General features: G+C 62.6%; 19 protein-coding genes. 10 read left to right on the top strand and 9 right to left on the bottom strand.

The genetic code is table 11. From position 1 onward, the window contains the following. Positions 1 to 16 precede the first annotated feature (16 nt). The 3 genes from HK22_RS10460 to HK22_RS10450 all read left to right on the top strand — a co-directional run bounded on the left by HK22_RS10460 (position 17) and on the right by HK22_RS10450 (position 1,756). Complete coding sequence (locus HK22_RS10460; protein WP_062029939.1) at positions 17 to 439, top strand: hypothetical protein; 423 nt, start codon at positions 17 to 19, stop codon at positions 437 to 439. Between the two features lie 140 nt (positions 440 to 579). Further along, positions 580 to 999 carry a hypothetical protein gene (locus HK22_RS10455; protein ID WP_077803452.1) on the top strand — a complete coding sequence of 140 codons (420 nt, stop codon included), beginning with the start codon at positions 580 to 582 and terminating at the stop codon, positions 997 to 999. A gap of 19 nt (positions 1,000 to 1,018) precedes the next feature. Beyond that, positions 1,019 to 1,756: a DUF4097 family beta strand repeat-containing protein gene (locus tag HK22_RS10450; RefSeq protein ID WP_086649207.1), complete on the top strand. Its 738-nt coding sequence runs from the start codon at positions 1,019 to 1,021 to the stop codon at positions 1,754 to 1,756. Here HK22_RS10450 and HK22_RS10445 read toward each other — a convergent pair. The 5 genes from HK22_RS10445 to HK22_RS10425 all read right to left on the bottom strand — a co-directional run bounded on the left by HK22_RS10445 (position 1,747) and on the right by HK22_RS10425 (position 7,531). Beyond that, the gene (locus HK22_RS10445; RefSeq protein ID WP_086649206.1) at positions 1,747 to 2,538 is read right to left on the bottom strand and encodes an RluA family pseudouridine synthase; all 792 of its coding nucleotides are present in this window, start codon (positions 2,536 to 2,538) and stop codon (positions 1,747 to 1,749) included. The genes HK22_RS10450 and HK22_RS10445 overlap by 10 nt on opposite strands. After that, entirely contained in the window at positions 2,528 to 5,245 is a 2,718-nt protein-coding gene (locus HK22_RS10440) for a DNA translocase FtsK (protein ID WP_086649340.1), read from the bottom strand. The genes HK22_RS10445 and HK22_RS10440 overlap by 11 nt, the downstream gene beginning before the upstream one ends. Before the next feature lie 118 nt (positions 5,246 to 5,363). Then, complete coding sequence (gene rsmD, locus HK22_RS10435; protein WP_062029944.1) at positions 5,364 to 5,963, bottom strand: 16S rRNA (guanine(966)-N(2))-methyltransferase RsmD; 600 nt, start codon at positions 5,961 to 5,963, stop codon at positions 5,364 to 5,366. A gap of 3 nt (positions 5,964 to 5,966) precedes the next feature. Continuing rightward, a complete protein-coding gene (locus tag HK22_RS10430; protein ID WP_077803955.1) occupies positions 5,967 to 6,749 on the bottom strand; it encodes a pseudouridine synthase in 783 nt (260 codons plus the stop codon). Positions 6,750 to 6,796: 47 nt separating this feature from the next. Next, a complete protein-coding gene (locus tag HK22_RS10425; RefSeq protein ID WP_086649205.1) occupies positions 6,797 to 7,531 on the bottom strand; it encodes a gamma-glutamyl-gamma-aminobutyrate hydrolase family protein in 735 nt (244 codons plus the stop codon). 6 nt (positions 7,532 to 7,537) lie between these two features. Between HK22_RS10425 and HK22_RS10420 the strand changes: the two genes are divergently transcribed. The 3 genes from HK22_RS10420 (at position 7,538) to HK22_RS15110 (ending at position 10,163) form a co-directional block, all read left to right on the top strand. After that, on the top strand, positions 7,538 to 8,029 hold the full coding sequence (locus HK22_RS10420) for a nucleoside deaminase (RefSeq protein WP_198945532.1): 492 nt from the start codon (positions 7,538 to 7,540) through the stop codon (positions 8,027 to 8,029). Positions 8,030 to 8,164: 135 nt separating this feature from the next. After that, on the top strand, positions 8,165 to 9,712 hold the full coding sequence (locus HK22_RS10415) for a Do family serine endopeptidase (protein WP_086649204.1): 1,548 nt from the start codon (positions 8,165 to 8,167) through the stop codon (positions 9,710 to 9,712). Positions 9,713 to 9,830: 118 nt separating this feature from the next. Continuing rightward, positions 9,831 to 10,163, top strand: coding sequence for a superinfection immunity protein (locus HK22_RS15110; protein WP_158093557.1), 333 nt, complete (start codon positions 9,831 to 9,833; stop codon positions 10,161 to 10,163). Positions 10,164 to 10,170: 7 nt separating this feature from the next. On the opposite strand, the gene HK22_RS10405 is transcribed toward HK22_RS15110, so the two are convergent. Next, on the bottom strand, positions 10,171 to 11,481 hold the full coding sequence (locus HK22_RS10405; protein WP_086649203.1) for a lipopolysaccharide biosynthesis protein: 1,311 nt from the start codon (positions 11,479 to 11,481) through the stop codon (positions 10,171 to 10,173). Between the two features lie 234 nt (positions 11,482 to 11,715). Here HK22_RS10405 and HK22_RS10400 point away from each other — a divergent pair, with 234 nt between their 5' ends. Next, the gene (locus HK22_RS10400) at positions 11,716 to 12,846 is read left to right on the top strand and encodes a CDP-glycerol glycerophosphotransferase family protein (RefSeq protein ID WP_086649202.1); all 1,131 of its coding nucleotides are present in this window, start codon (positions 11,716 to 11,718) and stop codon (positions 12,844 to 12,846) included. A gap of 6 nt (positions 12,847 to 12,852) precedes the next feature. Here the strand turns inward: HK22_RS10400 and HK22_RS10395 are convergent, their stop codons facing one another. Continuing rightward, complete coding sequence (locus HK22_RS10395) at positions 12,853 to 14,211, bottom strand: L-serine ammonia-lyase (protein WP_086649201.1); 1,359 nt, start codon at positions 14,209 to 14,211, stop codon at positions 12,853 to 12,855. Beyond that, positions 14,212 to 15,276: a low specificity L-threonine aldolase gene (locus tag HK22_RS10390; protein ID WP_233142568.1), complete on the bottom strand. Its 1,065-nt coding sequence runs from the start codon at positions 15,274 to 15,276 to the stop codon at positions 14,212 to 14,214. An 83-nt stretch (positions 15,277 to 15,359) separates the two neighbouring features. Between HK22_RS10390 and folD the strand changes: the two genes are divergently transcribed. The 3 genes from folD to HK22_RS10375 are packed head-to-tail and all read left to right on the top strand — an operon-like array spanning position 15,360 to position 19,066. Further along, positions 15,360 to 16,283: a bifunctional methylenetetrahydrofolate dehydrogenase/methenyltetrahydrofolate cyclohydrolase FolD gene (gene folD, locus HK22_RS10385; RefSeq protein WP_086649200.1), complete on the top strand. Its 924-nt coding sequence runs from the start codon at positions 15,360 to 15,362 to the stop codon at positions 16,281 to 16,283. Further along, on the top strand, positions 16,280 to 17,032 hold the full coding sequence (locus tag HK22_RS10380) for a 5,10-methylenetetrahydrofolate reductase (protein ID WP_086649199.1): 753 nt from the start codon (positions 16,280 to 16,282) through the stop codon (positions 17,030 to 17,032). Before folD ends, HK22_RS10380 begins: the two co-directional genes overlap by 4 nt. A 33-nt stretch (positions 17,033 to 17,065) precedes the next feature. Next, positions 17,066 to 19,066: a M1 family metallopeptidase gene (locus tag HK22_RS10375; protein WP_086649198.1), complete on the top strand. Its 2,001-nt coding sequence runs from the start codon at positions 17,066 to 17,068 to the stop codon at positions 19,064 to 19,066. A 120-nt stretch (positions 19,067 to 19,186) separates the two neighbouring features. Here HK22_RS10375 and HK22_RS10370 read toward each other — a convergent pair whose 3' ends face one another. Beyond that, a complete protein-coding gene (locus HK22_RS10370; RefSeq protein ID WP_086649197.1) occupies positions 19,187 to 19,609 on the bottom strand; it encodes a flagellar biosynthesis regulator FlaF in 423 nt (140 codons plus the stop codon). Between the last annotated feature and the right edge of the window lie 61 nt (positions 19,610 to 19,670).

The raw sequence follows: 19,670 nt of genomic DNA, 5'->3' as shown, positions 1-19,670 counted from the left end.
CCATCAGGAGACGCGCTTGAGCGAATTTTCCAGATCCTCCCAAGGCTCCAGCCCGGTCATCGGCAGAAGTGGCGTCCTGCTCGTCTATGCGCTGTACATCGCCCGTTTCTTCACGGGGATCAGCCTTCTGGCGGGTGTGATCGTGGCCTATCTTTTGCGCAGATCAAGCGTCGGGGTTGAGCGGATGCATCTGAACTGGCTGGTGCGCCTGTTCTGGTATGATGTCGCCTTCATCATTGGTTCCGCCGCCCTGTTTCTGGCGTGCTTCCTGACGGAACCGCCCGGAAGTTCCGGCCCCGGCCAGCTTCTGTTCCTGCTGCCGATCGGCATTTTCGCAATCTGGAACATTGTTCTGCTGGTCTCGCTGGTTGTGGGCGTACGGGGGATTCTCGCAGGAAGCGGGCCGCTTCCTGAACGTTTCCGGGGATTGGCGGAATAGGTCTGCCGGGAACTGGCGTAATCCGCCATTTTCCGGAACGGACATACGGACTCCATTCCTCAGAATGCCTGGAATCCGGATCTGGCACGGTTCCTGCATCAGGGTTGCTGTCGAGTTTTTCTCAGAGGAATATCTCCCTCATGTACGCATCCTACGCCCCTTACGAACCCGCAGGCCGCTATGGCCGCGGCGATGACGCCCGGAGCGGCCGCGATCTGGTCCTGCTGATCTACGCGCTGTATGTCGCCGGATTTTTCACGGGCGTGACGGCCCTGATTGGCGTGATGATCGCGCATAAAAGCCGTCGTTCCGCCACGGGCCTGACGCGCACGCAGCTCGACTGGCAGGTGCGGATGTTCTGGTACGGTTTGCTCGCCCTGACTGTGATCGGGACGATCCATTTCATGGTCGCGGGGCTGGGGGCCATCACAGGCGGTCTTGGTCTGGTGTTCATGGTGGTGCCGTGGGGGTTGACCCTCGCCTGGGGCATTCTGACGGCTTGGGCGATTGCCCGTGGTGTGCACGCCGCCCTGCTGAACCGCCCTGTCGCAGGCTGCTGAAGTCCGAAAGGTCCTGACCATGAACCGCTTTGCGCTTTCCCTCCCTGTCCTCGCACTTGGCACCGCACTGGCCTTTCCGGTCTGCGCCGCGCCCCTGAGCCAGTCCTCGACTTCGGACGACATTTCCCTGTCTGCCCTGCCAGAGGGCGGAAAAATTTCCAGCATCAGCGGAGATGTCAGCATCGGGACGTCAGATGGCGCACTGTCCGTGAGGACCGTCAGCGGCGACATCCATATCAGGCAGTCCAGAGGGCCGCTCGACGTTCATACGGTCAACGGTACGCTGGATGTGGACCATGCGACGACTGCCGTCGAAATTCGCAGCGCCAGCGGCGATGTCACGCTCGATCACTCTGACGGCGCGACTTCGATCCGTACCATGAACGGTGACAGCACGCTCAACCATGCCACCCGTGATGTCATGCTCCGCAGCGTCAGTGGGGATACGACCCTCACGCTTGATGCCGCGCCGCAGATGCGCACGATTGATATCGGCACGGTTAGCGGCGACATGACGCTCAACCTGCCTCATGGCTTTGGCGGGACCTTTGACATCCACCTGAGACAGCGCCGCTCGGACAAGACGCTGCCGCTTGAGCAGTCGCTCGGTTTGACGGTGCAGACAGGGAACTGGGAAAAGGAATCCGGCGGGTCAGAAGAAGTCCGTACGATCACGGCCACCGGCAAGGTCGGGGATGGCCGCGATCACGTCATTATCCACAGCGTACTCGGAACCCTCAAGCTCGTTCAGGACTGAGCCGCGCCCTCGCAGCCCATCCGTCGCAGCGTCTCCGCCATGAAATCCGGCGGTGACGCCTCCGCGACGAGTGTGTCGGACGGCAGGTTCAGTTCCAGACTACGGGCAAGAAGATGCAGCCCCGGTAAAGAAGATCCTGCGCGAGGACCGTAAACCGCATCGCCAAGGATCGGCGTTCCCAGTTCCGCGCAATGGATACGCGCCTGATGGGTCCGCCCCGTCAGCAGCTCCAGCTCCACCCAGCACAGATTTTTGCCACGTCCCAGCACACGCCAACGCGTCCGGGCCTCATCGCCCTTCGCGTCCACAACCATGCGCCAGCCCGAGGGACCGGACTTCCGCAGAAGCGGCGCGTCGATCTCGCCGCTGTCCTGCGTCAGATTTCCTACCACAACCGCCCAGTAGAGCTTGCGAACCTGCCGTTGCTGAAACGCCGCCTGCGCCTCGATCAGCGCTGTCTTGCGTCGTGCAACCAGCAGGCAGCCGGACGTGTCCGTATCCAGCCGGTGCGCCAGCCACGGTCCTCCACGCGGATGTGGGAGCAGCCGCGTTTCAACGGAATCCTGCGTGGAGGGGCCGGGGTGGACGGCCAGACCGGTGGGTTTGTCCAGAATCAGGAAGCGCGGGGTTTCCAGCAGGATGGGAAGGTCCGCTCCCGGATGAAACGGGGTGCGTGGGCCTTCCGGAGCGTTGGGGGCGGTCTGTTCCGGCAGACGGCGGGGTTTGTGTGAGTTGCGCGCGGCTTTTGCGCGTCGGATCCGGTCTTTCCGGTCAGTCTTCATGGTCTTCCTTGCGGCGGACAAGGATTTCGCGTTTGCCCACATGGTTTGCGGCACCGATGATGCCTTCCTTTTCCATCTGGTCGATCAGCTTGGCCGCGCGGTTATATCCGATGGAGAGGTGGCGCTGGATGAAGCTTGTGGACGCGCGGCCTTCGCGCATGACGATGTCCACGGCCTGGTCGAAGAGGGTGCCTTCACCGTCACCGCCCGAGCCGGTTCCTGCCGTCAGGCCGCCCGCGCTGTCGTCGTCCTGTCCCGAGACCACGTCGTCGTTGTAGATCGGGTCGCCCTTGGAGCGCAGATCGGCCACGACGGCTTCGACTTCATCATCGGCCACGAATGGGCCGTGGACACGCGTGATGCGGCCGCCGCCCTGCATGAACAGCATGTCACCTTGGCCCAGAAGCTGTTCGGCGCCCTGTTCCTGAAGGATCGTGCGGCTGTCGAACTTGCTGATGACCTGAAAGGAAATGCGGGTCGGGAAGTTCGCCTTGATGGTGCCGGTGATGACGTCAACGGACGGGCGCTGCGTCGCCATGATGACATGGATGCCGGCGGCGCGGGCCTTCTGGGCCAGACGCTGCACGGCCGTTTCGATTTCCTTGCCCGCGACCATCATGAGGTCGGCCATTTCGTCGATGACGACGACGATATAGGGCAGGTTTTCCGTGGCGACCTGCTGTTCGTCGAACACCGGGCGGCCCGTTTCGGGGTCAAAGCCGGTCTGGACGCGCTTGGTGACCATCTCGCCCGAAGAGCGGAGCTGGTTCACGCGCTCGTTGTAGCCGTTGATGTTGCGGACCTGAAGCTGCGCCATCAGACGATAGCGGCGGTCCATTTCCTGCACGGTCCATTTGAGCGCGCTGACGGCCTTGGTCGGTTCCGTCACGACCGGGGTCAGGAGATGCGGGATGCCGTCATAGATCGACAGTTCGAGGATTTTGGGGTCGATCATGATCAGGCGGCACTCTTCCGGGCTGAGCCGGTAGAGAAGCGACAGGATCATGGCATTCACGCCGACCGACTTACCCGAACCCGTCGTACCCGCGACGAGCAGATGCGGCATTTTCGCAAGGTCGGTATAGACGGGAACGCCGGCGATGTCCTTGCCGAGCGCGATCTGCAGGCGGCCGTTTCCGTTCTGCCATTCCGGCGTGCGGAGCAGTTCGGAGAAATAGACCGTCTCGCGCTTGGCGTTGGGCACCTCGATGCCGATGACGTTGCGTCCCGGCACGGTGGCGATACGCACGCTCAGAACCGAAAGCGAGCGTGCCACGTCATCGGCGAGCCCGATCACGCGGGACGAGCGGATGCCTGGTGCGGGTTCGAGTTCGTATAGCGTGACGACCGGACCGGCATGGATATCGCCGATCGTGCCCTGCACGCCGTAATCGGCCAGAACGCTCTCCAGCAGGCGGGCGTTGGATTGCAGCGTTTCCTGCGAAGGGCCCGTCACGGCATGCGGCGGGGGCGGGTTCAGCAGGGCGAGCGGGGGCAGTTCCCAGCCCGTCGCCACGGCATTGCGCGGCGCGGCGGGGCGGGGGGCAACAGGTTCGGGCGGACGTTCCGGACGGCGCATTCCGAACAGGCCGCGCTTTTGCGGCTCGGGTTCGGGGGGCGTGTCGATGCTGCTCTGGGGCAGTTCCTCGTCCATTTCGTCGTCGATCTGACGGCGCACGGCTGGCAGCGGCGTGTCGCGCTGGCGGGCGATCTGGGCCAGACGTTCGGCATAGGGATTGGACGGCGCGTCTTCTTCTTCCGCAGGCGTGATCTGGCGGGCGCGGGCGGCTGCGGCTTCCGTCCGGCTGACCAGGCGCGTCTCCGCGGCGGGCTGGCTGTAGGGATCGTCCTGCGTGTCCATGGGGGGCTGCATCCAGCCGGTGTTCTGCGGCACGAATGGCGCCGGACGCGACTGCGGATCGCTTTTGCCGAAGCTGCGGCGCAGGAAGGACAGGGGCGCTGCATCCGCGGCGGGAGCGCCACCGGTGGGGCTTGGCTGGAATTCGTACAGGCGCGGGTCGGGCGCGGGGCGATCGGATGTCTGCGGGCCGTTCATGCGTTTTGCGATTGCAAAAGGCTGGCGGCCCAGAACCATGGCCGTCTTGCCCAGAGCGCGCCATTCGCGGGCTTCGAGACCCATTGCCAGCGGCAGAAGCAGGCCCATCAGCAGCAGGACGAGAAGAACGGCAATCGCATTTCCGGCGGCCCCGGCTTCGGCATGGGCGGCATCAAGCAGGCGGTGGGCAAAGGAGACGCCCATTTCCCCGCCCAGACCGCTGGCGGTTGGCCAGCCGACCTGGAGGCCGGGGATGAGAAGCTGGAGCGTGCCGATGAAGGTCGCGGCGGCGGGGAGCAGGGCGAGGGCGGCCACGATCCGCAGGATCGGAAGGCTCATGCCGTGATGGCGGACCATGCGCCAGGCCCAGGCCAGCAGGATGACGATCGGCATGCCGCTGCCGAGGCCGAGCCACTGGATCAGACCATCCGAAATGGTCGCGCCCGTGCGCCCCAGAAGATTCGTCGGCTGCGTTCCTGTCGAGGTGTTGAAGGACGGATCGTGCGGATTGAAGCTCCACAGCGCGATCCCGACCGCTACGGCGAAGATCAGCAGGACCAGCCCGAGAAGCTCCATGCAGCGGGCGCGCAGGGCGCTACGCAGTTTTGGTGTCATGTGCCGGTCATGCGCGTCGCGGACGATGTTGCGCACTGTACTGGTCGATCGGCTGAACGCGGCCAAGTCTCGTCACCCCGTCGGTTTTCTGGATTGCGGCTTGTAAAATTCACTCTGAACTATAGCCGACAGGGTACTGAATACAGAGGGAAAATTAAGGAAAAGTGGAGGAATGCTTCCAGATCGTCACCTTTGCCGCGCCAAAACGGCGTTCACAGAGGATTTCTGGCGTGAGTGTGGGCATAAAGTGTTCGGAAGGTGGCATGATGGGCGTAAATTCTTCCGTGGCGCCCGTTTCGGCCACGATCAGCGCGCCCTGCGCCAGCCAGCCGTTCCGCGCGAGCGCCCGCAGACCCGATTCGACAAGTCCCTTGCCATAGGGCGGGTCCAGAAAAACCAGCGTGTAGGGTTCCTGCGCCTTGGGCGGATGCGTGACGCTGCAACTCAGCACGCGGGAACGGTCCCGGGCTTTGCAGATGTCCAGATTGATCCGCAGGGCCGCGAGTGCGCTGCGGTCGCGTTCGATGAACGCGGCTTTTTCCGCGCCGCGGGAGAGGGCTTCGAGCCCCAGTGCGCCGGTTCCGGCGTAGCAGTCCAGCACGAGGGCCTTCTCCAGCTCCTCCTGCCCGTACCAAGGCGCATGGGCGAGCATGTCGAAAATCGCCTGCCGCGTGCGGTCCGATGTGGGGCGTGTGCTGGTTCCCGACGGGGCGGTCAGGGCGCGGCCCTTGTTGTCTCCTCCAACGATCCGCATGGATCAGCGCGTCCGCTGACGCTTTGGGGCGGGGAGGTCCGGCATCTGCTCGCGCAGGGTCTTGCCGGGGACCTCTTCCAGTTCGCGCGCCTTGAGCGAGCCGAGCTGGAACGGGCCGTAGGACAGGCGGATCAGGCGGCTGACATGCAGGTTCAGGCCTTCCATGACGCGGCGGATTTCGCGGTTCTTGCCTTCGCGCAGACTGACCGTGAGCCAGGCGTTGTCGCCTTTTTTCGAGTCCAGCGCCGCTTCGATGGAGCCGTAGCGGACGCCGTCATACTCGAAACCGTTGACCAGCGAGGCCAGACGCTTTTCGTCCACGACGCCGAACACGCGCACGCGGTAGCGGCGGACCCAGGCATTGCCCGGAAGTTCGAGGCGGCGGGCCAGTTCGCCGTCATTGGTCAGCAGCAGCAGACCTTCGGAATTGATGTCGAGGCGCCCGACACTGATGACGCGCGGCAGGCCTTCGGGCAGCGTGTCGAACACGGTTTTGCGGCCTTCCGGGTCCTTGTGGGTCGTCATCAGGCCGTCGGGCTTGTGATACCGCCACAGGCGCGTGCGCTCGGGGGAGTCCACGGGTTTGCCGTCCACCAGCATGATGTCGCCCGGCTGCACGAAAGTCGCCGGATGCGTGACGATCTGCCCGCCCAGCTTGATGCGTCCGTCTTCGATCATGCGCTCGATATCACGGCGGCTCGCCACGCCGGCGCGGGCCAGCGCCTTGGCGATGCGTTCACCTTTCGGGGCGGCCGTTTCCGGTTCGGAGCCGGTGCTCTCGTGCATCTCGGTCTCGGGCATCTCGGGGGCGGTGTTTTCGGTGTTGTCGTCGGTCATCGTGCAGTCTCCACAAGCGCCGCATACAGGCGACGGTCGCCGGGGTCGAGGGAGAATTCGGGGTGCCACTGTACGCCAAGGGCGAAACCGGGGCCATCAAGCTCGATCGCCTCGATGGTACCATCCGGCGCATAAGCGCAGATTTTGGCCCGTCCGGGGTCGCGCACGGCCTGATGATGTGAGGAGTTCACGCTCATGCGGTCCGCCCCCACGATCTGCGCGAGTTTCGTGCCGGGGACGATCTCGACGGCATGGCCGGGTTCGTGGCGGGGGTTGGGCTGTTCGTGTTGCAGGCTTTCGGGCAGGTGCTGGATCAGCGTGCCGCCGGCCTGTACGGCCAGAAGCTGCATGCCGCCGCAGATGCCCAGAACCGGCTTGCCCTGTGCCAGTGCGGCCCGCAGCAGGGCCAGTTCGGCGGCGGTGCGGGATGGGCGGGGGCTGGTCAGCGGATGGGGTGTTTCACCATACAGCGCGGGATCGACGTCGAAGGCACCGCCTGTGACGATCAGTGCGTCCAGCCGCGCCATCAGGGCTTCGGCGTCGCAGCCGTAACCCAGACAGACCGGAATCCCACCCGCATCGCTGACGGCTGTCAGGTAGTTTTCCCGCAGGGCGTGGAAGGGGTAACGCGAGAACTGCCCTAGGCCGCCGGGTTCATGATCCAGCGTCAGACCGATCAGCGGCGCGCGATGCGAAGGGGATGGACGGGGGAGGGTCATGCGCCGCATCATCGCATCATGATTCAGGATCAGACAAGGATTCAGACGGATATCGGCCCGGCGATGCAGACCGCGTTGCAGGCTGCGCGGGAGGCGTCGTCGGCCGGGGAAGTGCCGGTGGGTGCGGTTGTGCTGGCACCTGACGGACGTGTTCTGGCGGTGGCGCGCAATCATGTGGAGGGCGCGCATGATGCATCTGCCCATGCCGAGCTTCTGGCGATGCGCGAGGCGGCCGCGTGTCTGCAAAATCCGCGTCTGACGGATTGCACGCTGGTTGTGACGCTGGAGCCCTGTCCGATGTGTGCGGCGGCGATCGTGCATTTCCGGATCGGGCGTGTCGTGTTCGGGGCCTATGATCCCAAGGGCGGGGGCGTGGAGCATGGGCCGCGCATTTTCGAGCGTCCGTCCTGTCTGCACCGCCCCGAGGTCATCGGCGGCGTGTGTGAACGCGAGGCGTCCGGGCTTCTGAAAGACTTCTTTCGCAAACTCCGCAAACCCATCGCAGAATGACGCTGCGGAAGGCTGAATTCACAGTCCGTCACGAACTTACGGATGTTTCACCCTGCGGCCAGCTTGTGGAACGGGAACGGGGTTCATAGTTCAACGCTATAAGCCACGATGTTTTTGCAACAAGTCGGGATTGATATGACCACACGCTTTCGCACGTCCCTGTCCGCTCTCGCTGCAACCACCATGCTGGTCGCGGCCCCGTTCGCTTTCGCGGACACGGCACCCGCAGCCGTCGCACCCAGTGGCGCCATCAAGCCCCAGACGGGCGTTCAGGCGCTCCCCAATTTCGTCACGCTCGTCAAGCAGGTGAAGCCGGCTGTCGTATCCATCACGTCCCACATCAAGGCGGACGTGGCGGAAGAAGAGGAAAACGGTCCGGGCGGCGGTGGCGGTGGCATGGGCCAGGGTTCGCCGTTCCCGTTTCCCTTCCCGTTCCAGATGATGCCGCAGCAGCAGCAGCCCAACCGCACGGTCGAGGCGCGCGGTTCGGGGTTCATCATCTCGTCTGACGGCTATGTCGTGACGAACAACCACGTTGTGAACGGCGCGACCAAGGTGACGGTCACGCTCGATGACGGCACGACGCTGCCGGCCAAGATCATCGGGCGTGACCCGAAGACGGACGTTGCCCTTCTGCGCGTCAAGCCGACCGGCAAGCTGCCGTTCATCGAGCTGGGGGATTCCGACGAGGTCCAGCCGGGCGAATGGGTCATTGCCGTGGGCAATCCCTATGGTCTGGGGGGTACGGTGACAGCGGGTATCGTCTCGGCACTGGGGCGTGACCTGCATTCGGGCGCCTATAACGACTTCATCCAGGTCGATGCGCCGATCAATCATGGCAACTCCGGTGGTCCGCTGTTCACGCAGGACGGCAAGGTCGTGGGCATCAATTCCATGATCATCTCGCCCAATGGGGGCGGTTCGATCGGTATTGGTTTCGCCATCCCGTCCGACACTGTCAGATCCGTCGTGAGCCAGCTTGAAAAGACCGGTCATGTCACGCGCGGCTATCTCGGCATCGAGGGGCAGGACATCTCGCCCACGATGGCGCAGGCGCTGAACCTCCAGTCCCCCGAGCCGGGTGCCCCGCCGCGCGGAACTCTGGTGGCGTCCGTCTCCAAGGGCAGCCCCGCCGAGAAGGCCGGCATCAAGAGCGGCGATGTCGTCACCACGCTGAATGGCAAACCGATCAAGAACGGCCATGATCTGGCGGTGAAGGTTGTGTCCATCGCGCCGGGTACCGTCGCGACGCTGGGCCTGCTGCGTGACAGCAAGCCGATGACGGTGAACTTCACGGTCGGTAACCTGTCCGCGCAGGATCATGCTTCCGGCGATGCCGCCGACAGCGCACAGGCAGGTGCGGGCAAGCTGGGCGTGTCGCTGGCCTCCCTGACGCCGCGCGCGCGTCAGGAACTGGGTCTGGATGACAGTGTGCAGGGTGCGGTCGTGGCTGATGTGGTGCAGGGCTCGCCTGCCGATCAGGCCGGGATCCGTCCGGGTGATATTGTCGTGGCGGTTGGCAATCACGTCACGCCGTCGCCCAAGGCTGTCGTGGCGCAGGTGCATGATGCTCTGGGTCGCAAGCAGCCGCCGCTTCTGCGGATCCTGCGTGACGGGCAGCAGCTTTTCGTGGCCGTCTCCCCGACCGGTTCGGATGACGACAGCTCCGACGACGCCCAGTAAGAGGCACGCCAAAACCAGAAAAGGCGGGAAGGGTCAGACCTTCCCGCCTTTTTTATGTTTGTTTTCGTATCGGATCCGAAATACTGTCGGGCTTTCACCCGTTCGGGACCGTGTTGTCGTGCACCTGATTACTGTCATGAAGTTCGTCAGTGGAGCGCTGGCTTTGCTGGCGCTGACGTTTCTCCCAACGATCATTGCCCTCTGTACCCGCAAGGTTCATTGGCGCGAGGCGTTTGTGGTCAATCTGGCGTTTGCCTTCACGTTTGCAGGCTGGTTTGCCGCCATTGCATGGGCCGCGACTGGAGACGATGCGAAGATCAAAACCCGTTTCAGAGGGCTTTCAACTCGCAAAAAGGTCCTGCTCGTTCTGGAGCTGGTCTTTGTGGAAATGGCGGTGACGGGGTATGCCGTGTTCCATCATTCTTCCCACGCCACACATCTTCTGCACTGATGCGGGGTCAGCGCTCCGCCTTGCCGATCCGGTCGTAAAAGAACCAGACGCCCAGCATCTGCGACAGCAGGATCGTCGCATTGCACGCCGCCGTCGACAGGCAGGCTCCTGCGAGACCAAAATGCCGCGTCAGAACATAGAGCGCCGGGAAATAGATCGCCATGACGGCGGTGCGGTTCTTCATGAGGAACTTCACATGCCCCACGACGATCAGCAGCGGCTCAAGCGGGATGACCAGCAGGCTGAACACCGCCGCCAGCAGCATGATGGAAATATAGAGCGACGTGTGATGCACATGGACATGCAGCAGGAAGCGGAAGATCGTCGATCCGAAGAAGGCGGACAGCAGCAGAAGGACGATTGAAAGGCCGCCCAGAACGCCGAACATTTTCCAGGTTACGCGCTTGAGGCCGCGCCAGTCCTGCCGGTCCCGCATCCGGACCAGTTCGGGATAGAGGACAGGGGAGATGAGCTGCGCCGGGGTGACGATCCCGTCCGCGATCTGGCGGCAGACGCGGAAAACGGCCGCTTCCGCCGGGCCGAGGCCCGTTCCGACAACCAGCGTTGCCACATGGCCCGAGATGTTGCCCAGCGTCTGGTTGATGCTGGCCGCGCGTGTGAACTGCCACATGCCCGGGATCTGCCAGCGCCAGTGCCGGAACGCCCGGAAATACCGGAAGCGGAATTTCCGGTGCAGGATGTCCAGCGCATAATAAATGTAAAAGCCGTAGTCGATGACAATCGTCATGGCCCAGACGAACAGGAAATATCCGAGCTTCAGATGCAGGACATAGCCCAGCAGCACGCCGAAAGTCTTGGCGATGGCGGCGCAGCTGTCGATGATCGGGACGAGATGGAATTTCCCTGCCATCCGCAGGATTCCGTTCGCCCAGCCTGAATACATCAGCGGGCTGACGCAGACATACAGATCCGCCAGAAATCGTACATGCGCGGACCAGTTTGCGGTGTGTCCATAGATCTGCACGCCCACGAGGCCGAAAGCGATGGCGAAGGCCGCCGAAAGCGTGTCGAGACGGATGCAGAAATGGACGACCCGGTGCAGGAGATCAGTGTCATTGCTGCTGAAGCTGTCGCTGCCGAAGCGGATCAGCGTCTGCCAGGACTGCATCCGCGACAGGACGGAGCCGGTCGAGGCCAGGGAATGGATCAGGATCAGCAGTCCGAAATCGGACAGTCCAAGCGCCCGGACGGCCACGGCGATATAGATGAAACTGCACAGCGCATTGGCGATGCGACCGAGGGTGAGAACACTGACATTTTTGAAAATGGATTTGAAAACGGAGCGTTCGCCGGACATGCGGGCCTTACTGACCACAAAGCCGCCAGAGTGTCTATGCCAGTAACGAATTGTAGCATTTTGAGAAGGTTTCTTGACACGAAAAGGTCAGGGATTATGAAGAAAATGTTACGTATTTCGGTGTCAGGATTTCTGCGGACGGGATCTTGCGGCGACCCGTCTTCTCCTGAAGGCCCCATCCCGAAAAGCGCAGGTTTCCGGCCTGTTTTTCAGGCAGGACGCATCTGATCAATCATGAAAATCGCCTTCATTTATATTGCCGAGCCCTACCAGTGCTATCATACGGCGTCCGTCGCCAGCGCACTGGCGGCGATCCCCGGTCATGAGGTGGTGGAATATTACAGCTTTCCCGAGACGGTGAAGCATCTCGCCCGCATCCGCCGTGCGCTGGATGTGCCTGACCTGCCGCTGAAGGCTTTTCCGAAATCGCTGAAAGCCCGTCTTCTGAAGCGCGCAAGACGCCTCGATCAGGAGCGTCTGGTGGTGCTGCGGGAGAATATTGCCGAGCTGAACCAGTATGATGCGGTGGTGGCGACGGAATATACGGCCGGTGTGCTCAGGGAGATGGGGCTTTGCGGCCCGAAGCTCATTCTGCTGATGCATGGTGCCGGGGACCGCTACGTCAATGACGAACATCTGGTGCGGGATTTTGACCTGACGCTCGTTCCCGGCCCCAAGGTCGAGAGCTATTTTCAGGACAAGGGCCTTCTGAAGCAGGAAACCACGCGGGTTGTGGGCTATCCGAAATTCGATGTGTTCGAGGCCGTGCAGCGCGAAAAGACGATCGCGTTCGGCAATGGTCGCCCGTTTGCGCTGTATAACCCGCATTACCAGCGCAAACTGACCTCCGCATCAGGCTGGATGATGCCGCTGATCCGGGGGTTCAAGGCCCAGAGCGAGACCGGGGAGAGCGATTACAATCTGGTTGTGGCGCCGCATATCAAGACCTTTCACAAAGGGTTTGGTATTCGCGAGCGTCAGCTCAAGCGGCAGCGTAGCCCCCAAGTGATGGTCGATACCGGGTCTTCCGCCATGCTGGACATGACCTACACGTCTCAGGCCGCGCTCTATATCGGCGATGTCAGCAGTCAGGTTTACGAGTTCCTCGGCATTCCGCGTCCCTGCGTTTTCCTCAATCCGCGCAAACTGCCCTGGCGGGATGATCCGTACTTCCTGCACTGGACGCTGGGCGAGGTGGTGGAGGATCTGGACGATCTGATGCCTGCCATTGCCCGCGCGCGGGAGCGTCATGCGGCGTATCGTCCGGCGCAGGAAAGTCTGTTTCAGGAAACCTTTGGCACCCCGCTTCTGGGGGGATCGCAACGCGCTGCGGACGCCATTGCGGAGTTCATGGCCGCAGCGTGAGGCTTTTCAGCATTCGGGGAAATTGACGGCCAGACCGCCGAGCGACGTTTCCTTGTAGCGGTGGTTCATGTCGCGCCCCGTCTCGGCCATCGTGCGGATGACCTGATCGAGCGAGACGTGATGTGCGCCGTCGCCGTGCATGGCGAGGGAGGCCGCATTGATGGCCTTGATCGCGCCGAACGCATTGCGCTCGATGCACGGAATCTGCACCAGCCCGGCCACCGGGTCGCAGGTCATGCCAAGGTGATGTTCCATGCCGATTTCTGCGGCATTTTCCACCTGAAGTGGTGTGGCGCCCAGAGCCGCCGCCAGCCCTGCCGCCGCCATTGAGGATGCAACGCCAACCTCGCCCTGACAGCCGACTTCCGCGCCTGAAATCGACGCGTTCAGTTTGAACAGTCCGCCGATGGCCGCGGCCGTCAGCAGAAACCGGCGCTGTCCGTCGAGCGAGTATTCGGGGCAGAACTCCCTGTAATAGCGCAGCACGGCCGGGATCACGCCCGAGGCGCCATTGGTGGGGGCTGTGACGACGCGCCCTCCGGCAGCATTTTCCTCGTTCACCGCAATGGCGAACAGGCTGATCCAGTCCATGATGCCGTGCGCGGAGGGCTGGTTGCTGCGGCTCTGGTCCTTGAGCCGTTCGTAGAGTGCGGCGGCCCGTCGGCGGACGTTCAGCCGTCCCGGCAGCGTGCCGGAGCGGTGCAGCCCGGCGTCCACGCAGTCCATCATCACGGAGACGATCCGGTCCAGATAGGCTTCGACCTCGGCGCGGGGTCGCAGCACGCTTTCGTTCGCCAGAACGATGCCTGCGATATCGAGCCCCGTGTTTTGCGTGCGCTCCAGAAGCTCCGTGCCGCTGGTGAAGTCATACGGCATGTCGGGCTGGGCGTAGGTCGCGGTTTCGGTGGCCTGTTCCGGTACGATGAAGCCGCCGCCGACCGAACAGAAGCGCGCGCAGGCGAGCAGGGTGTCTGTGGAATCGAATGCTTCGAACTGGAGCGTGTTGGGATGGACCGGCGGGACGGTCTTCGTGTCGAGAACGATGTCCGTGTCCGGGTTGAACGGCGTGGGGTGGCCGTTGAGCGGGATCAGATGCGCCTGCGTCACGGACTGCACAATGCCGTCTGCGAGCGCCGGGTCCATCGTGTCGGGCTTTTCTCCCGCCAGACCCAGAATGACCGCGCGGTCCGTGGCATGGCCCCGGGCTGTCCAGGCGAGCGAGCCATAGAGCGTCACGCGCAGTCGCGCCACGTCCGGCGTGTCGTTCAGGCTCTCGGCAAAGCGGGTGGCCGCGCGCATGGGGCCGACGGTATGGGACGAGGACGGCCCGATGCCGATCTTGAACAGGTCGAACAGGCTGATCATTCAGGCAGCGATTTCAGCCAGCAGCGCATCGACGTCTTCGATGCGTGTGTGAAAACTTGGCACGAGGCGGATGAGCGTGCCCGAGACGCCTTCCGGCGTGGGCCAGCGATAAAATCCGTATCCCGCCGCCTCAAGCTCCTCGACCAGCCGGTCCGGCAGGATGACGAACACTTCGTTGCCCTGCGTCTCGAACGGAAGCTGTGCACCCGCGTGACGGCGCAGACCTTCGACGATGCGCTGGGCCATGGCGTTGGCATGGGCGCTGTTTTTCAGCCACAGCCCGTCTTCCAGCAGCGCCAGAAGCTGCGCGCTCAGGAAGCGGGCCTTGGACCACAGATGCCCGCTGCGTTTGATGCGACGCTCGAAATCCTTCAGGACCGGGCGCGTGCGGTCATTGACAAAGAACACGACCGCTTCTGCTGCCATGGCCCCGCATTTCGTACCGCCGAACGACAGGACATCCACCCCGGCTTTCCATGTCGCCTCTGCTGGCGTGCAGCCCAGATGGGCAATGGCATTGCTCAGTCGCGAGCCGTCCAGATGGACGGGGATGTCGTGGTCATGGGCGATGGCACAGAGATCCGCGAGGTCTTTCAGCGCATAGACCGTGCCCCATTCCGTGGCCTGCGTCAGCGACAGGGCGTGGATGGGGGGTTTGAGAATTCCGCCCTGCGCATTGACCCGCAGGCCCGTGCGCAGGGCTTCGGCGTCCATGCGGCCGTCGGCGGAGGGGAGCGTGACGAGTTTGGCGCCATGCATGAAGAATTCGGGGGCGCCGCCCTCGTCGTTGCTGATATGCGCGCTCTGGTCACACAGAACCGCGCCGTAGGGTGCTACCAGCGAGGACAGCGCCAGACTGTTGGCCGCCGTTCCCGTCACGACCGGGAAGACCGCGACGTCCGTTTCAAAAACCGCGCCGAACCGGGCATTCAGGGACCGGCTCAGCGCATCGTCGCCATAAGAGCCGACATTGCCCGCATTGGCGCGCATCATGGCGTCCATAACGGCGGGACATGCGGGAGAAACATTGTCACTGGCGAAGTTCTTGCGTATTTCGTCGGTCACGAGACCATCCTCAGTTCCTGCAGCCGTTACGGCCTGTTTGCCAGCGTAACTGAAACGACCGCCTGTTGTCATCCGGAGAGCCCATGAGCACGTTGTCCCCCGAGAAGCAGTCCGAACTGGCCTCCAGGATCATCGACGGCAAGGCCATCGCCCGTGCCCTGACCGATCAGGTCGGGCGTGAAGTGGCGAAGTTCGTCGAGCAGGGCAATACGATCCCCGGCCTCGCCGTGGTGCTGGTGGGCAACGATCCGGCGTCGGAAGTCTATGTGAAGAACAAGGCGATCCAGACCCATCGCGTGGGGATGCGTTCCTTCATGCACATGCTTCCGCAGAGCACGGCGCAGGACGAACTGCTGGACCTGATTGCGCAGCTCAACACCAATCCGAAGATTCACGGCATTCTCGTCCAGCTTCCCCTGCCGGCACAGATCGACCCGGTTGTGGTGACGAACGCCATTGCGCCGCACAAGGACGTGGACGGTCTGGGCGAAGTCAATGCGGGCCGTCTGTCACTCGGGATTGACGGGATCGTGCCCTGCACGCCGCTGGGCTGTCTGATGCTGCTTCAGTCCGTCCACAAGGACATGACCGGCAAGCATGCTGTGGTGATCGGCGCGTCCAATCTCGTCGGTAAGCCGATGGCGCAGCTTCTGCTCAAGGAGAACTGCACGGTCACGGTTGCGCATATCCATACGCGCAACACGAAAGAGCTGGCGCGCGAGGCGGACATTCTGGTCGTTGCGACCGGCAAGAGTGGTCTGGTTCGCGGGGACTGGATCAAGCCGGGGGCGACCGTGATTGACGTTGGCATCACCCGCGTTGCAGCGGAAAACGGCAAGACGCGCCTGGTTGGGGACGTGGTGTTTGACGAAGCGCTTCCGGTTGCCGGGCACATCACGCCGGTTCCGGGTGGCGTTGGGCCGATGACGATTGCCTGCCTGCTGCACAATACGCTTCAGGCCGCCCGCGCTACATCCTCCGCAACCTCTGCGGATGCCTCCTCATGACGCGCGTTTCTGTTGAACTGGTTCCGCGCACGCCCGAATCCCTGATGGCGGATGTGCAGACCGTGCGGGATATCCTGCCGCAGGTCAGCACGCTGAACGTCCCGGACCTGATACGCTTTGACCTGCGCAGCCATGACGCCGCATCGCTGATTGTGAAACAGACGCCGTTTGAGGTGATCGCGCATGTCCGTGCGACCGATATCGCCCCGAATGCGCCGCTGCCGGGTGTGGACCGGCCGGAGCTGACCTCCATTCTGGTCGTCGCCGGAGATCCGCCGCCAGCCGGCAGCGACCGGGTGGTCTATCCCAACACGTCCGCGCAGATCATCGAACGTTACCGCCGCGAGGCCCCGCATCTGAAGGTTTATGCGGTGTTCGATCCCTATCGCCGCGCGCCGTATCAGGAGCTCGAGGAGATCGCCCGCAAACGCGATGCCGGGGCCTGTGGCTTTTTTACCCAGCCGCTTTTCGACATTCCGATGCTCGAATACTGCATGGACTGGCTGCGGGACGACACGGTGTTCTGGGGTATCTCCCCCGTTCTGGGCGACAAGTCGCGCCGGTACTGGGAGCGCATGAACCATGTGATCTTCCCGCGCGATTACGACGGGACGCTCGACGGCAACATCGCTTTTGCGCGCCGGATGCTGGCTGTCGTGACCGCAAAAAACGACAATGCCTATCTGATGCCGCTGAAAGTTGATCTGGCATCCTATCTGGGAGCGCTTGGCGACATTATAACGGGGTAACATCGAACTTACCCAACGGAGGGCCTGCCCCGGATGTCTGTGCGCCTTTTTCTGCTTCCCCTGCTGGGAGGTGTACTCGCTCCCGCCGCCCTGTTGCCTGCGACCACTTTTGCGAAAACTCTCGCTGACCCGGCCACCGTCTTCGCACCCCTGACCCTTCCCGACGCTCCGAACGTCTACCGCTCGGGGTCCGGGCTTCCGGGCCCGCAATACTGGCAGAACCGCACGGATTACGTGATCCATTCGCGGATCGACACTCAGGCGCATGTCCTGCATGGGTCCGAAACCGTGACCTACAGCAACAACAGCCCCGAGGCGCTGGACGTTCTGTGGCTCCAGCTCGACCAGAACATCTATCGCGCCGATACACGGGGTGAGGTTGGCGCGATTCCGGGTAGTCACATGATGACGGGCAACCACACCGACGGCATGGTGATCGAGCATGTCTCGGTCGTGCAGGGTGGTCGGGACGTGGATGTGACGCCGCTGATTTCCGATACGCGGATGCAGCTCACGCTTCCCCGTACGATTGACCCGCATGGCGTGGCGTTCGTGAAGATCGACTGGCACTACACGCTGCCGGGCCCCTGGGGTGGTCGTACTGCTGTCACGCCGACCCGCGAAGGCGATATTTATGAAGTGGCGCAGTGGTATCCGCGTCTGAGCGTTTATGATGACCGTCGTGGCTGGAACACGCTGCCTTATCTGGGGCAGGAGTTCTTTCTGGAATATGGCAGCTTCGACTATAGCGTGACGGTGCCGTGGAACTACACGCTGGTAGGCTCCGGCGCGCTTCTCAATCCTGAACAGGTTCTCACCTCCGTTGAGCGGAACCGCCTTGCGCAGGCCGCGCAGAGCGACACGCGTGTTATGATCCGCACGCTCGATGACATCACCGATCCGAAAAGCCATCTGAAGCAGAGCGGCGAAGTCACCTGGCATTATGGGATGCGCAACACGCGCGACGTGGCGTTTGCCGCTTCACCGGCATTCGTTTGGGATGCCGCGCGTATCAATCTGCCGCCGGTTGTGCCCTGGACGAACTATCATGCCGTGCCGAGGCTTGCGATGTCGGTCTATCCGCGTGAGGGGATCGGGCCGCATGGCTGGGACCGCTCGACAGATTACGTCAAACACGCCATCGAATATTTCTCGTCGCAGTGGTTTGAATACCCTTGGCCGAACGCCATCAATCTGGGTGGTCATGGCGCGGGCATGGAATATCCCGGCATTGTTTTTGACGGCATGAGCGACCGGGACCCGGAACTGTTCTGGATCACGACGCATGAACTGGGTCATGGCTGGTTCCCGATGATTGTGGGGACGGATGAACGCCGCAATGCCTTCATGGATGAGGGCTTCAACACATTCATTGATGTGTATGCATCCGATCACTTCAATAATGGCGAGTTCGCCCCCAAGCGCGATTCTGAATTTGCGCCCAAAACCGGCAACCCCGCGCAGGATATCGTTCCGGTTCTGACTGATCCGGATGCACCGGTGCTCATGACGGCCGCCGATGGCGTGTCGGAGAAATACCGTCATGGCGTGACGTATTTCAAGGGCGCTTATGGATTGAAACTGCTGCGCGAACAGATCCTCGGACCGGTCCGGTTCGACGCGGCATTCCGGCGCTATATTGCGGAATGGGCTTTTAAACACCCGTCTCCGTCAGATTTCTTCCGGCTGATGAGCAGCGAAGCGGGCGAGGACCTGGGCTGGTTCTGGCGCGGCTGGTATTTCACCAATGCCGCTCCGGACTATGCGCTCGGAGACGTCCATCATGACGCCGGAAAGCCTGCGACCGTGCAGGTCCGCAATTACGGGGGGCTCCCACTGCCGGTGGTTTTGCGCGCCGATTATGCGGATGGAAAATCGGAAGAGCTTCGCATCCCGACGGAAGCCTGGCGCCAGAACAGCGACATTGTGGTTTCGCTGCCGGTTCATGACGGCCTCAAGGCCGTGACGCTCGACCCTGATCACGTCATTCCGGATATCGACCGTTCGGATAACCGGCTGGCGATTACTCCCTGATATCGTCACGACCTGCGAGGCACGAAAACGTCTCGCAGGTTTCTGCTTCGGAACTAAAAAAGGCGCCCGGTCGACCGGGCGCCTTTTTTAGTCATGAAAACACTTCGTTGCCGGAAACTCTCAGCCCACCAGTTCCAGAGAGGACTTCGCGGCCGACCCGCCATAGGCCTGAGACGCAGACGGCGTCATGGCATAAGGCGCGGGTTCCGTGGACAGACCTTCGATCATGTCGTTGTTGACATCGACGAGGGGCTGCAGGTCTTTCGGTGCGTTGAAGGCCGCATTGGAATAGCGCATGGACCACGACCCGACCTTGAGAATGTCATCGCGCAGCACGGGCGGTAGGGGGCAATCGACCCGTTCGACGCTCAGGGACAGGATGCTCCACAGCTTCAGGTTGGCTGCCAGCGCCGCGACCTTCTTTTCATGATCTTTCGCCTGCGTCAGCAGCGTATTGACGTGCCGGAACGCCATAACCTCGACTTCCCGGGAGGACAGATAGCTTCCGGACTGTTTCTGGTACTGTGAGGCTGCATAGGTCACGGAGGCAAACTCCTTTCGGGAAAGACTGTTTCGAAAGCCTGTGCAGGAAAGGCATCAGGCT

This window comes from Gluconobacter sp. DsW_056 (assembly GCF_002153595.1).
Classification (GTDB): domain Bacteria; phylum Pseudomonadota; class Alphaproteobacteria; order Acetobacterales; family Acetobacteraceae; genus Gluconobacter; species Gluconobacter albidus.
The sequence above is the reverse complement of the archived record's forward strand: the minus strand, read 5'-3'. Positions and strand labels throughout refer to the sequence as shown.